The sequence below is a fragment of the Pseudomonas sp. LBUM1655 genome (assembly GCF_059716085.1).
This window is the reverse complement of the sequence record NZ_CP166801.1, coordinates 5,080,050-5,093,634: the sequence shown is the minus strand read 5'-3', so window position 1 is coordinate 5,093,634 and position 13,585 is coordinate 5,080,050. Positions and strand designations below refer to the sequence as shown.

The following is a 13,585-nucleotide window of genomic DNA, read 5'->3' as shown; positions in this document are numbered from 1 at the left end:
TGTTTTCTTGAATAAAGGGATGAGCAGATGATCGACTTCAACAACAAAGGCTTCTTCAAACTCAAGCAGAACAATGAATACGCCGAACGCGTCACCGCCCTGTTGCTGGACGGGGAAGAAGTGATCGACTCCTACAAGGCCATGCGCGACGGCGTGGTGTTTACCAACAAACGCATCATCGCCGTCAACGTCCAGGGCATCACTGGCAGCAAGAAGGATTTCACTTCGCTGCCGTACAAAAACATCGTCGCGTACTCCGTGGAGACATCAGGGACGTTTGATCTGGATTCGGAGCTGGAGATTTACTTTTCGTCTCTGGGGAAGGTGAAGTTCGAATTCACCGGGAAGACTTCGATGGTCGAGATTTCGAAGTACATCTCTAAGCATCTGTTGTAAGAACGCTCAGGGCGGTCAGTCAAAGAATGTCTTTCAAGTAACCCTTGAGCGCGAGGAGCGGCTGATCAAGCTGCTCCAGCGATTGCGCCTGGCTGAAATCGGCTGACAGCTTGTGCAGCTCCCGCCCCAACGGTTTCTCGACACCGCCCAATGCATTCATCGCCAAATCCAGGCACTCATTCACTTTGAACTGAATGGTCTCGACATCACCCCGGCGCACCAGCAATTCGAACACGTCTTTCTGATAATCACCCATGACCATGTCGTCCCGCAAAATCGGGCTCAGGCCTTCTTCCTCGTAAGCGAGTTTGAGGGAGAAAAGGGCGACTGTTTCCAGTGACGTTTCCATGGTGTGCCTTTAGCGATGTCCTTCAGAAAAAGATGGCGGGCTGTTTTCAGATGGACGTGATTATACGGAGAGGGATCAACAAGTGCAGCCCAAAGGCGAGACTGGGCACGCTGAAGCCGATCAGTAACCTTTACTGGATCGAACGCCATTTCCCTCGGAAGATCGGCGAGTATTATGGTGAGCCCTGACAACTCGACGTTAACTCTTGGATACGAGCGGAGCGACGACCATGGAATACGACAACAAACTGATGGACGACGCCGTGCTTGCCTTGCTGGCAGCGCTCAGTTCCGATGACGGCAATGCCTGGAAAGGCTTCGACTTCGAAATCATGAATCGATTACATGAGCAGGGTTTCATCAGTAACCCGGTGAACAGGAACAAGTCGATCTGGTTGACGGAGGAGGGCCTGGAGCGAGGTCGGCAGATTGCCGAGCGGTTGTTTGGAGGGAGTGCTCAACCTGAGCCTGTATCCAGTTCCGACACCTGAGTCACTGCTACGCCGACTGTAGCGAGAGGACTCGTCGCCGACTCGCTAGATGAGGAACTGGAGGAATTTTAGCATTGGGACATTTTCTGACTGAACCACAACTGACAAACATCAGAGCCGCACTGTCCGAACCTTTCAACCATTTTCCAACTGATTACGACTACGTCGCACGTCAGCTCAAAGGCGTCGATCCAGCGGTGCTCTATGAGATTTTTTATTCGGAAGTAGCGCCAGTGTGCTTTACGAACATTGCGGTGGTCTTGCCCACTGTCTGGACAGGTTTTGACCCTGATTGGCTCAGGGCCGCGATAGAGGAAAGGCTCGCGGCGCGGCAGCGTAATTGGTTTCGCAGGCAGTTCGACAAGTTGCTGGTTCGTTGGCTGAAATACAACTACGACTATATGTGGGAAGAAATCGCCAGCAGACTTTGAACTTGTGATTAGGGTTTTAGAAATCTTTGCTTTTAGCGATCAACACTTTCGTCCGGTTTCAACGCACGGCCAGTCTGATCGTAGGTGAGCTGGTGGCAAATGAGTGAAGGGGGGCTTTATTGCAGACGAAAAAAAAAAGGCCTTGCTAAGCAAGACCTTTCTTAATTTTTGGTGCCCGAGGGAGACTGTCGAGCTCCATATAATTCGGGGCTTGCGGCGATATTATAACGATGGGGATACAAGTGGGGATACAAGGTCAAACCGGCTAGGGTTGTTCCTGAGCACGCGGTGATAGCAATTGTTCGATCTCAAATTTTTGCAATACCCCCGTCCCTTGGCTCTCCATTACTCGTTTTGCAAGACCATCAGCGATAACACAAATGGTCTCCGCATTTAGTTCTACCAGGACAAGTGCGGTGCCAAGGAAATCGTTGAGTAGGTCTCTGGAGGATTGATCCTTCCCTGTTATCACGTTCGCTACCACAGGGGAGGAGTTGTGTATCAAATTGACAAGCTCCTTCGCCACCGCGAAATCTTGGCCAGCACCTGTCGCTCCTTCCTCAAGAATCTTGTAGGCATTCACGCCGTTCACCTTATAGGTGGAACGATCAATCGCCTCTCCCATCGCCCCCGACAAAGCAATGATCACTCTGTTCGACATGAGCGTATGCAGCTCGCTCAGTGATTCGCAGCGTATGTTGTAGTCAGCGTGCGCTTTACCTCGGTGCGCACGTGGCTGAATCTGGTAGTGCAGCCTGATCTCCGTAGCATCGAAGCCAAGTGCTGAAGCTGTCACATAATGTGCTGCTTCGTGCTGGGAGAGAGCGCCGACGTCGAGGAGCATTTGTTGTATCTCTAACGTTTCCATACGAGAGTACCTCTGAATTTTCTAGGTGACAGTCTAGGTACGTAACAGAATCGGTGCCGGATCTTATCGAATGCGCCAAAAACACCGGGGGCCCCTGAGAGATTCCCTTCAACACGGGGTCGGAAACCCGCGGGACTGTGTTAGTGGAAGGATTTCAAAGTTACTGAAATTTCAGGCGTTGAAATCGAAAGAATACTGCTGAAAAAAGGCCATCGTTACCGCATCGGTAACGATGGCCTTTTGTGTTGATGATTATGGACACCTTGGGCTGTCAACCGACTCAACCTGTCAACCAATGTAGAAAAATCAGCCACTGTCAAGATCGCGCGGGTTATGTGCCCCGTGTCATTCAGAAATGCTCAGGGTCCCCGGTGCCCTCTCACCATCTTGTGCAATTGCACTGGTGAACTGTGTGTTCACCCGGTTCACCTGTTCACTAAGCTGGGCACCTGTCCGCTAACAAAGTCTGGCGGGTTTCCGACCCCGTATATGTCTCTTTTGCTCAGGGGACCCCGGCTCCTGCCGGAATATCTTCGCTGGTGGAACGCGTTGCTAATGGGGGGCGGGGCGAATGTACACAAAACGACGTGTAACTGGTGTTACAGGTGTAGCGTTTCTATTCAAACTATTGATTTTATTAGATAAAATAGGCGTTACACTGTCTCGCGCCCCCCTGAGGTTCTCGGTGTAACAATTACAAAAGGTGTAACGTTTTTAGCTTGCGTGCTGAATCGGACATGGTCCGCAGCCGGTCACACAGCACTGTGCGCCTCAATAAGCGGACGGCCAAATACAGATGCTTTTTGCTTACTCTTCATACCTGATTGATAGTGTTACCGGCTGCCATGCCGCCAATCGATCAACCGAGAAAAACAAGATCTGTTCTCCCATCACGGATCGACGGTTAGTCCAATAAACCCTACGAAGGTTATCTGTGCATCCCTATGGCCTTCTGCCGGTATTCAAGGGAGCGGGCTGTACCGGGTATCATTTGCAATCTAAGGAATTGCACTTACACGGATAAGGAATCAAGGATTGAGCGGCTACGTGCCAAACGCCCCCAAAGGCCACCGCTACAGCGGCGTAGAACCTGTAGACACTCATGCCCAGCGTTGGGCTGAGTACAAGGACATTCCTACCAAAGACCAATCCAAACCAAAGAGTTTGGGATGTGTGTTCGCCAAGAGCTGCGATCTGCCTGACGGTGTGATCGATCACAAAAAACCGTCTGGCTTCATCCCTGTTGAGAAGGTAGGCAATTATGGTGAGTTCGCCATTCTCGGTGGCCGTGAAACGGACGCACAGGGAAACATTCCACTCAAGAAAATCAGCGGTTCAATACCTGCAACGCTGGGAACGCTTCTTTTAGGCGGAGCTGCCGCATCAGCCGCTACTGTCTCCTGTGGTGGTTTGTGCACTGCTGGTGCTGTTGTAGCCACTGAAACTGCTGCAACTGGGGCCGCTGGTGGATCGGGGGTACTCACTGCGGGTGTGGCTGCTGGTACTTTGGCAGGTATTGTCGCCATGATGTGGCCGTCGAGCCTGGGCGATAGCAGCCTATATACAGACGAACAGCTCAAATCCCTTAAAGAAGGCCGCACACGCGTTCGGATACATGTCGAACAGCAAGCAGATGGCACCTTGAAGGGATACGGGTACAACACTCAGAAGCGCACCGACTGGGAGATGATTCCGGTGGTGCAATTCGTTGAGCAAAGTTCTCAGCAGGTGGCAGACTTTGGCAACGGGGTAACGCTGATTTGGACGCCAGCCATTGACCCATCCAGCTCCTCAGGAATTCCACCGTTAGAGGGCGCACCCCAAACACCCCAAATATGGATTTATCCGCCTACGGAACAGGCAGATAACATCATCGTCAGCCCGATCTACCCCGATGAATACAAAGACTTCATCCTTGTGTTCCCGGCTGACTCCGGTATCTCGCCGCTGTACATCGTTATCAGTGCCCGTCATGCGCCGGGGATAGCTACAGGGAGGGGCGAGGATGTAACAGGGGTCTGGCTCGCAGATGCTGGTGTCGGGCTTGGTGCGCCAATCCCTAAGCGGATAGCGGACGCATTGCGAGGCCAAAGTTTCGGAACGTTCGATAGCTTCAGGCGGGCTTTTTGGAAAGCTGTAAGTAACGACCCGGAGTTACTTAGCCAACTGAGCGAGGACGATCAGGCGCGTGTGCTAACTGGTAATGCGCCTACGGTTCGATTCAGAGATTCGGTAGGAAAACGGGTGACGTTCGAAATACACCATGTCGAACGAATCGTAGACGGTGGGGCGGTGTACGACGCGGATAACTTGAGGGTGAATACCCCACGAAACCACATTGACCTTCACAAGAGAAAGTAGGCACAACATGGAAGATATTTCTGATTTTACCGAAGTCGAATTCATCGCCTTCATCAAAAACATACGAGTCGTTAACAAGGGCGGCACGGACGATGAGCTGGGTGAATTGCTTGAACAGTTCAGCAAGCTCGCGGGCCATCCAGATGGTTACGACCTTATTTTTCACCCAGAACCCGGTGCGGACAACTCTGCCGAAGGTGTCACTAGGACGGTGAAAGAATGGCGCGCTGCTAACGGCCTATCGGCATTTAAAAAGGACTGATTCAGGTCTTGGCCCATTACGCGACGCTAGCTGCCAGCCCACCCGGTAAATGCTGCGTTTATTCAGAAGGATTGCAACATGCATGGATTGGGGCAGGGCGTCCTGGTGGCTACAGCGGCAGCAGGTAGAGCACTCACGCTGGCGTTAATGCACGCGTTCCCCCTGCAAGTGAGCTGCATCCGTTTCTCAGTCGACTCCCTGCCGTGACTGGCAGATAGCGGCCAAGACCGGTCTTTCACGACGGCCATTTAAGACGTGCGGACGAACCATCTATCCCAGAGCTCACAATTGTTCCAGTAAGGCAAACCACCTATTGATAACGCACCCAAAAATGTTTTGGTCACTTCAAAATCACAGGTATCCGGAAATATCAGCTTACGCCTCCGCTTACATCCGGTGATGTTCCAGCAAGAAGTCAACGAACAATCGCACCCGCGCCGGCATTGCCACCCCGCCGACGAACACCGCATGAATCGGTTCCTGGTCCCCGGGGTTCCAGGCTTCCAACAGCGGAATCAGGTCGCCGCGCTGCAAATCCTCGCTCACGCTGAACTCACCGATACGTGCAATGCCGGCACCTACTCGCGCGAGTTGTGCCAGCGCTTCACCACTGCTGCATTCGATGTTGCCGCTGACCTTTAGGGAAAACTCTTTTCCATCGCGGATGAACGGCCAGTTGGGTTCCGCACGCCGGAAGTTGAAGCGCAAGCAGTTGTGCTGTAGCAGGTCTACCGGTTCCTGGGGGATGCCGTGGCGCTGCAGATACTCGGGCGATGCCACCACTACCTGGCCGGTGTCGCCGATCCTGCGCGCGGTAAGCGGGCTGTCGGGCAGATGGCCAAAGCGGACCGCGACGTCGGCCTGCCCGCCGAGAATGTCGACCACTTCGTCGCCAAGGGTGAGGTCGACGACGATGTTCGGGTAACGGGCGCTGAATGCTGCAACCAAGGGAACGATGGCCAGCCGTCCATGGCCAAGGGCGGCACTGACCCGCAATCGCCCCTTGGGTACGCCTTGGTCGGCGATGGCTTCTTCGACCTCGTCCATGTCGGCCAGGATACGCCGGGCGCCGCGCAGGAACGCTTCGCCCTCGGCAGTGAAGGTAATCGCCCGGGTGGTGCGCAACAGCAGGCGGGTGCCAAGACGTTGCTCGGTACGAGCGATGATCCGACTGACTGCCGAGGGTGTCAGGCCCAGTGCACGCGCGGCGGCCGACAGGCTACCTTCCTGTGCCACGGTGATAAACACGCTCATTTCACCTGACCTGCCGTTGAAATCCACTTGTGCCTCCTGCGCAAAGGTGATTGCCAAAAATGCTATCTACCGCCTGAAAAGACTCGATCGTAGCATCAGCGGCATAGATAAGGAGCCTTCCATGCGTATCAATCCACCACTTGTCGCACTCGCCATTGGTGCCTTTGGCATCGGCGTTACGGAGTTCGCCCCCATGGGCATGTTGCCAGGTATCGCTGCGGATCTGGGCGTTTCCATTCCCGCCGCCGGTTTGCTGGTCAGTGCCTATGCGCTGGGCGTATTGCTCGGCGCACCGCTGATGACCCTGACCACCGGCAGAATTCCTCGGCGCTATCTGCTGATCGGGCTCATGGCGATTTTCACCTTGGGTAATCTGATGTCAGCCCTGGCCACCGATTACTACAGCCTCATGGTCGCCAGGGTTGTGACCTCACTGAACCATGGTGCATTTTTTGGCGTTGGCTCCATCGTCGCCGCCAGCGTGGTCGCACCGGAGAAGCGTGCCGGGGCGGTTGCGGCGATGTTCATGGGCCTGACCCTGGCAACCATCGGCGGTGTGCCGCTGGCCGCCTGGTTTGGCGAGCTGTTCGGTTGGCGCACCGCTTTCTGGGGTATTACCGGCCTGGGCGTGGTGACCATGGCCGCCTTGTGGTTTGCCCTGCCTAACCTGAAGACGCCGCAAAGCGCCGGTGTAATGGCGGAAATTCGGGTATTGGGGCGCGGCCCGGTGCTGGGTGCGCTGGCCCTGACCGTAGTCGGCTCGAGTGCCATGTTCACCGTCTTCACCTACATCGCGCCGATCCTCAGCAGCGAGACCCATGCGTCCACCGCCTTCATCACCGCCATGCTGGTGCTATTCGGTGTCGGGTTGACGCTGGGCAACATGTGGGGCGGTAAGGCCGCTGACCGCTCGATAGATCGCACTCTGATCATCTCGCTGAGCGTGCTGATTCTCGTCTTGTTGGCGTTCACCGTACTGATGCGTTGGCCGCTGCCGGCTGCCGTAGCCATCCTGATTTGGGGTATCGCCAGCTTTGCCCTGGTGCCGCCGCTACAGATGCGCGTCATGGAAGCAGCGAAGGACGCGCCCAATCTTGCCTCTGCGGTGAACATTGGCGCCTTCAATTTTGGCAACGCGATTGGCGCAGCGCTGGGCGGAGCGGTGATCAACGCGGGTCTGGGTTATCCGGCGATTTCCCTGGCCGGAGCGGCGATGGCTGCTCTGGGGCTGCTGATGGTGTTGGCTTATGTCTGGCGTTCCAAAACGATTGAAGCTGCAGTGGTGTCACGAAGATGAGGGGGAGTGGTTCGTTACCATCGATGAGTGGCGGCGAGTGGTAGAATTGCTGCCCTTATCGAGGGGCGGCAATCGGTCAATTTTAGCCATTGCTGACCAGCAGCTTCGGGTCAAAAGCCGTCCTTCGGGATTGACTGCTTATGGCCGATAGCTGCCTGTCGCGAAGGTCTATATGGCCAAAGAATGTCGTTAATCCTTCTCGTGGGGAAAGCTGTAATTGTGGAGCATTGTCGCCACGAATCTACCAGATGACGTCGATTTTTTTGGGTTTAGGGTCAGCAGCAAAAAGGGCCCGACGGGGCCCTTTTTCAGGTGAAGCTATTTTTACTTCTTCAGCCATCCCTCTACGACGTCGGCGCCGTGTTTTGCTTTCCACTCCTTCAACACTTTGTTATTCCCACCCTTGGTTTCGACCACTTCACCGGTATAAGGATTTTTGTACACCTTCAGCTCACGTGGTTTGCGCGTGCTTCCGGTTGGGGCCGCAGCTTGGCGCCGTGCGGTGGTCTGTGGATCGAGTAGGTTAATGATATGCTTCAGGCTAAAACCATAGTGTTCAAGCAGCTTGCGCAGCTTCGTTTCGAACTCGATTTCTTTCTTCAGTCCATCATCACCTTTCAGTGCTTCAAGTGCTTGGAGCTGCTCGGCGAGGTGTTTTTCCAGCTGACGGTATTCTGCGAGTTTGGACATGTTGTTTCCCTTGTTCAGTGAAGTCATGCGTGCTTATTTGGATGGTAGTGCGAGTGACAAGTTCAGCACTATTTCCGGCGATTCAGTTGGCTTTCGATATGCGCCATTTCCGATTTAATCGCGTTGATAGTTAGCGTTTGTATCGGACTGGTTTTGCCCGGCCCTGCGTTGATGGTCTTCAGCAGGGCATTGAGATGGGCTTTCCGAGTTTTGAGTGTGTCAGACCAGCTCGCGCTGTTCTGTATTGTTTTTTTCATTACGATCATCTCTGCGTTGTTCTGGATTGTTTATATCTGCTGGCTGTTGCGGTATTGGCAAGGTGTCGAGCTGGATTAAGTCCCGGGCGTGGTATTGGCGCGAGCGAACTGATAGCTCTTCCCACGTCCACTTCCCAAAGTTTTCACCTTGCTCTGGAACGGCAAGCTTCATCAGCCCGATCTGGTCTCGGCCAAGCAAGTTGTAACTCGCCCATAGCTTTCCGCCAGCCTCGAACAACGCTTTAGCGGCCTCATTCCATTTTTCTTCGAGTACCGTGTGCGAAAGCAACAGAGCTGTGCGCTCAATATCTTTATGCTTTACCTGTGCTTCTGAGATGTATTTATCTACGGTGAGCAACTCCTGCTCCAACGCGGCTATGATCAAAAGTTGCCGACGGTTATGTTCAGCGGCTGTTGTCAGGTTCTTCGCGGCCTTTTGTGCGTCGGCGTTGGCAGTCTTCTCGCCTTCGGTGTCACCCCACGCAACGGCCTGCGCGTACGCAGTGGCAGCGTCCGTTTCGGCCTGACGGGCTTTGGTCATATCCTCTACCGCCTGTTGTTGGATCTGTTCCAGGCGGGTACTCAGGCTGTGGCGCTTTTCGTTAAGCTCCAGCTCATCAGCCTTCCAGTTATCCATAGCCTCGATGTAACCCGCCATCAGGGAATCGCAATTGGTGAGGTTTTCTCGGCGATTGATTCGCCGGTCCAACAGATCGGCATTGAGATTGCGCGAGTCGAATTTGCCTTTCAATTCGTTGTACTTGTCCCGCAGTTCGCGCTTGCGATCCGGTTCGATGGCGTCGTCGCTTTCCAGCACCGTTTCGAGTGGCAGCATTTCGGCATGCAGCGTTTCAGCCTCGCTGCGCAAATGGTCGCGTTGGTCTTTCAGGTCTTGAAGCTCGTTCATCTGTTTAGTCTCTGTGCAATTCGATTGTGGGTTGGTTGAGTGGCTGGCGAGGCCGGGGAAAAGCCGGCGCTACCTCAATCAGCAGAGATACCCTCAGGCAGCCCGAGCCTCGCTTTCGTCCATTCCCGGAATCGTCTTCACGACGTAGCAGCGTTGCGTGCCCAGACCGGGTAATCGGATCAAACTCGATGCCTTGCCATCACCTCCGGGCTCCAGAACACCGCGCTGTAGCAGTTCCTTGTTCACGGCAGTGATGTTCATGCCTCGGAAGATCTCCGAGCGCCATAACTCGGGGAGCACGTAATAGGTGTTGGTGGTGTGCAGGGAGTCGCCCAAGCCGTGCTCCAGCGTCTTGCGAAAGCCGAGGCGGTCGATGGTGCGCGGGCCGTGTTCGTCGATCTTCGCCGCCGCCGATTCCCAGCGGGTGAACCGACTTTCGCCAAAGCGTTCAATGACCTGGCGCAGCCGCGCCAAGATCGCATCACCCTCGAAGTTCCCGGCTCCGCCTCGCTCGTTCATCCATGCGTTCAAACACACGCGAGCGGCGGTAGTGGCAGTCCCATCCGGCCAACCGGTGATACCCATCGCGGTGGCCAGCTCACCCGCTGCGGCCGCGAGGCCGAAGCGAGCGGCTGCACGGTGTGCCTGTCCGCTGGCCGAGGCCGGGAGCGACTGGGCGATAAACCCTTCCAGCGTGCGGCGCAGGATGGCGGACCAACCGTGACGTTTGCCGGGTTCGCACAGCGCCGTGAGGAATGCAGTGAGTGGAGTGCCGTAATATTTCGCTACTCGTGCCTTGAGCGCGTCGGCCAGTGCCGCCGCATCCTCAAAGCCGTTGAGTGTGTCGAACATGCCGAGGCCTTTGCTCGCATCTGCCGGGACCGCAAGCATGCGTACCTCCATGCCCGCTTTCAGTTCTTTGTTGGCTTCGGCCATGTGCTGGGCCAGCGTCTTCTCACCGGTGGAGAGAAACAGCAAACGCCACTCTTGCACCTGTCGGCCTGCTTGCCCTCGATCATTGGCGCGGGCCTTGCCGGTGCCGTTGCCAAGCATGTACACCGTTTCGCCGATGATGCGCGGGTCGCACATGCCGATTTCATCCAGTACCAGAAGGCCATCGGAATGCGCGGCGGCGATGGATTCCAGCGCGTTGTCGGTGGAGCGCCACGAACGCACCAGACGCGGCCCGCCGTAGATCGAGGCGGCAACTTGCAGGTGCGTGGTCTTGCCGCCCGAGCTGTCGCCGTACAAGTGAAAGCCACCCGATTCATGGCCAAGCATGTGTAGCAGTGGTCCCGCAAAAGCCACGCCGACGACAAACGCCAAGCGATGGTTACCGACGCACAGCGCGCCGATCTGCTCCTGCCACTGCTCAAGCGTGCCCGCTTCGCTGATCGGCGGAAGCTGAGAACCGGCCTCGTAGAAATGCAGATGTTCGCTGTGTGCGCCGACCTGTTGCTCGGGTAATAGAAAAGCGCTGTCGTGCCAGCCCAAGCGAGTGACCAGTCGTGCCCGTTGCGCGCTGTCGAAGCCGCCTAGGTAACTTTGCAGGTCGTTGCGTGCATTGCGTCCGGACCGACTACCGGCCAGACGCAGCCCCATGTCGACCAATGGGCCAAGTACGTCCTTGCCGAAGTCGCCGGTCATGGTGCGCGCAGGGATGTTCCAGCGTTTTTTGGCGCCGTCGGGATCGTCGAACTCGACCAGCAGGCCCCAGTTCTGGCCTTTGTCGTCGCGAGTGCGGGCAAGGATTTCCAGAGGCGAACACACTGGCCGCGCTTCGCCGTCGTCGCCCGCATAAAAGACGCCTTCGGACGTGAGGCGGAAACCACCGGGCATCGGGTCATTCTTTGGCTTCGAGGGACGCTTGGCTGCTGCTTTTGCCTTCGGTTCCGGATTAGCCTTGGCCTGCTCTGGCTCCGACTTTTCCACAACCAAACCGAACAGTTCACCGCTGCTTTCCAGCTTGGTGAAGTGGGGCGCTGTCCAGCCTTTGACAAGCGCATCGGCTGCATCGTCGCCTTCGTCCCATTGACCACCTTTGGCGAAGTCAGCGGCGCCGTTCTTCAGCGTTGGCTTGCGCTTGAACACCTCCAGCGCGATGACTCGCACCGACGCGGCGCCGATATCGCGCAGCTTGTCGGCTACGGTTTCCATGCAGGCTGTGCCGCTGACGTCATTGTCTGGCCACAACAACACGTCGCGACCTTTGAGCGGTGTCAGGTCGGCTTTGTGCCAGGAGTTGGAACCATTAGGCCAGCAGGTGGCCACGTGGCCGGGCATCAGTTCGGCGGCAGCGTCAGCAGCTTTCTCGCCTTCACATAGAACTACAGGTGCGTCACTGCGCTGAGCCAGCTCATCAAGGCGCAACAGTGGGCGCGGATCGGGCAGGCCCTGCCAGCGCCATTGCTTGGTTTGGCCATCGGCGCGCTGACACCATGTCAGGGGAGCAAATACCTTCTTCGGCTTGCCGTCTTCATCGGGGGCGAGGTCGAAGCGGTAGAGCGCCATGAGTGGCTGGCCCTGCGCATCACGGTAGATCCACACTTTGGAGGGCGCCCCGTGTTGCCGATGTTTGGCCGGGCACTTGTTCATGGCCTCGGCCGGGATCGGCCGAATGGCACTCCACTCAGGCGCTTTTGTCTTGGCGGTCGCAGGCTTCGCTTGGGCGCCGCCGGGCAATACATTGAGGAGGTCTGCCAGTTTATTGCAGGCCTCTACATCGGTGCCGCCGTCGAGATAGCGCACCAGATCGATCAGATCGCCGCCCTTGTCACCGGTGGCGAAGTCGGCCCACGTGCCCTTGCTCAAATTGATTTTTAGCGAACCAGCGCGCTTATCGCTGCGGGTCGGATTCGGCGCAGTGTATTCCTTGCCACCGTCGATGCGCTTGCCGTTGGGCAGCCAGTGCGACAAGACACGATCAATGTCTTTCAGCGCGGCGACTTTCACGTCGGCAAAACTTGGGCGTTTCGCGGTGTTGCTCTGGCGTTGGCTCATGCGTCAGCCCTCGGCAGAAACAGCGCGTCGTTAATGTCATCGGTCAGCGCTTTGGCCATCTCGCCGAGGTACATAGCAGGCCAACTGAAACGCTCACCGCTGTCACTCATGGCGGCGTCGAAGTTGAGTTGGTTGGCGTGATGCTGCAGCAGGGAAACCATCTCCAGTGCATCCTCGACCGGTACTCCGGCATTGACCCGGAACAACTTCAAATCGGAGGCATTCACGCGAGTAAAGGTGGCGTGACCCAGCGTGGTGGAGGCGTTCATAGCGCACCGCCTTTCTGCGCAGCAGGCATCGAGGTGGAGTCGCCGTGCAAGGTCAGTGTTTTAATCAAACCAAGGGTGCCGCGAACGTCCCAGAGGACGGCAGCGATGACGTGGTTAGCAAGGCGCGAAGAGTCATTTTCGAAGTGTTCTTCAAGCAGCGTTAGCACCGAGTCGGCGCGAGCAATAGCGCAGGTGATTGCGTCGATGGGCACACCGGCTTCTGCGGTTGGATTCACGCAGAGCAGATCTTCGGGCAGGGCAAAACTCAATGCGTTGTTCATTGGGCACCGCCTGCGGTTTCGAGTGCGCGGGCTTTGGCCATGTGAGCGTTGTAGCGGGAAAGGCGTGTAGCGAGACTGGAATTGGCGTGTAAAGCGGCGAGAGCCATTGCACGGTGTGCAGCGGCGCGATTTTTGAACGGATTGAGGGCGTGCATCGGGTAAAGCTCCTATTGTTGAGGAGCTACCACCTTTCGCCGTCAAACGAATTGGGGTGGTAGCTGTGCGCAGGTTGACGGACCGGGACAATAGGAACCCGGCAGACCCGAAGGTCTCCCACGCACAGCCACCATAAAACGGGAATGCGGGCACAAAAAAAGCGCCTGCAATCGTAATGGGGGCGCCTGTGCGCCTATTGTTGATCGGGCCGTCAAACCCGGTCGCTGATTTTGCAGCGACGGCGAAAGAGTAACGTCCGTTTTTCGAAAGTGCAACTGCGTTGACGGCTTGCGGATTTTTCTGGAGCGGCATAAATT

14 protein-coding genes are annotated in these 13,585 nt (G+C 56.2%); 6 read left to right on the top strand and 8 right to left on the bottom strand.

All coding sequences use genetic code 11. The features are described from left to right. Positions 1-27: 27 nt before the first annotated feature. Positions 28-396: a PH domain-containing protein gene (locus ACA074_RS22735; RefSeq protein WP_187677962.1), complete on the top strand. Its 369-nt coding sequence runs from the start codon at positions 28-30 to the stop codon at positions 394-396. Between the two features lie 19 nt (positions 397-415). Here the strand turns inward: ACA074_RS22735 and ACA074_RS22730 are convergent, their stop codons facing one another. Continuing rightward, positions 416-745 (bottom strand): hypothetical protein, encoded by a 330-nt coding sequence (locus ACA074_RS22730; protein WP_489878767.1) that lies wholly within the window; start codon positions 743-745, stop codon positions 416-418. 229 nt (positions 746-974) lie between these two features. Here ACA074_RS22730 and ACA074_RS22725 point away from each other — a divergent pair, with 229 nt between their 5' ends. Both ACA074_RS22725 and ACA074_RS22720 read left to right on the top strand, forming a co-directional pair. Next, positions 975-1,235: a DUF6429 family protein gene (locus ACA074_RS22725; RefSeq protein WP_497615310.1), complete on the top strand. Its 261-nt coding sequence runs from the start codon at positions 975-977 to the stop codon at positions 1,233-1,235. 74 nt (positions 1,236-1,309) lie between these two features. Then, positions 1,310-1,666, top strand: coding sequence for a DUF7079 family protein (locus tag ACA074_RS22720; protein WP_497615309.1), 357 nt, complete (start codon positions 1,310-1,312; stop codon positions 1,664-1,666). A gap of 265 nt (positions 1,667-1,931) precedes the next feature. Here ACA074_RS22720 and ACA074_RS22715 read toward each other — a convergent pair whose 3' ends face one another. Further along, positions 1,932-2,534 (bottom strand): hypothetical protein, encoded by a 603-nt coding sequence (locus ACA074_RS22715; RefSeq protein WP_497677850.1) that lies wholly within the window; start codon positions 2,532-2,534, stop codon positions 1,932-1,934. A gap of 1,035 nt (positions 2,535-3,569) precedes the next feature. Here ACA074_RS22715 and ACA074_RS22710 point away from each other — a divergent pair. Further along, positions 3,570-4,895, top strand: a complete 1,326-nt coding sequence (locus ACA074_RS22710) for an S-type pyocin domain-containing protein (RefSeq protein WP_497677849.1) — start codon at positions 3,570-3,572, stop codon at positions 4,893-4,895. A gap of 7 nt (positions 4,896-4,902) precedes the next feature. Beyond that, complete coding sequence (locus tag ACA074_RS22705) at positions 4,903-5,157, top strand: bacteriocin immunity protein (RefSeq protein ID WP_347803078.1); 255 nt, start codon at positions 4,903-4,905, stop codon at positions 5,155-5,157. Positions 5,158-5,544: 387 nt separating this feature from the next. Here the strand turns inward: ACA074_RS22705 and ACA074_RS22700 are convergent, their stop codons facing one another. Then, on the bottom strand, positions 5,545-6,438 hold the full coding sequence (locus ACA074_RS22700; RefSeq protein ID WP_497677848.1) for a LysR family transcriptional regulator: 894 nt from the start codon (positions 6,436-6,438) through the stop codon (positions 5,545-5,547). 94 nt (positions 6,439-6,532) lie between these two features. Here ACA074_RS22700 and ACA074_RS22695 point away from each other — a divergent pair, with 94 nt between their 5' ends. Beyond that, positions 6,533-7,708, top strand: coding sequence for an MFS transporter (locus ACA074_RS22695; protein ID WP_497677847.1), 1,176 nt, complete (start codon positions 6,533-6,535; stop codon positions 7,706-7,708). Between the two features lie 324 nt (positions 7,709-8,032). Here ACA074_RS22695 and ACA074_RS22690 read toward each other — a convergent pair whose 3' ends face one another. The 5 genes from ACA074_RS22690 to ACA074_RS22670 form a co-directional block, all read right to left on the bottom strand. Then, entirely contained in the window at positions 8,033-8,398 is a 366-nt protein-coding gene (locus ACA074_RS22690; RefSeq protein WP_497677846.1) for a histone-like nucleoid-structuring protein, MvaT/MvaU family, read from the bottom strand. A gap of 219 nt (positions 8,399-8,617) precedes the next feature. Next, positions 8,618-9,562, bottom strand: coding sequence for a chromosome segregation protein SMC (locus ACA074_RS22685; RefSeq protein WP_497677845.1), 945 nt, complete (start codon positions 9,560-9,562; stop codon positions 8,618-8,620). A 93-nt stretch (positions 9,563-9,655) separates the two neighbouring features. Beyond that, a complete protein-coding gene (locus ACA074_RS22680; protein WP_497677844.1) occupies positions 9,656-12,562 on the bottom strand; it encodes a DUF927 domain-containing protein in 2,907 nt (968 codons plus the stop codon). Then, the gene (locus ACA074_RS22675) at positions 12,559-12,831 is read right to left on the bottom strand and encodes a DUF3077 domain-containing protein (RefSeq protein ID WP_497677843.1); all 273 of its coding nucleotides are present in this window, start codon (positions 12,829-12,831) and stop codon (positions 12,559-12,561) included. Before ACA074_RS22675 ends, ACA074_RS22680 begins: the two co-directional genes overlap by 4 nt. Further along, positions 12,828-13,112: a hypothetical protein gene (locus ACA074_RS22670; protein ID WP_083354188.1), complete on the bottom strand. Its 285-nt coding sequence runs from the start codon at positions 13,110-13,112 to the stop codon at positions 12,828-12,830. The genes ACA074_RS22675 and ACA074_RS22670 overlap by 4 nt, the downstream gene beginning before the upstream one ends. Between the last annotated feature and the right edge of the window lie 473 nt (positions 13,113-13,585).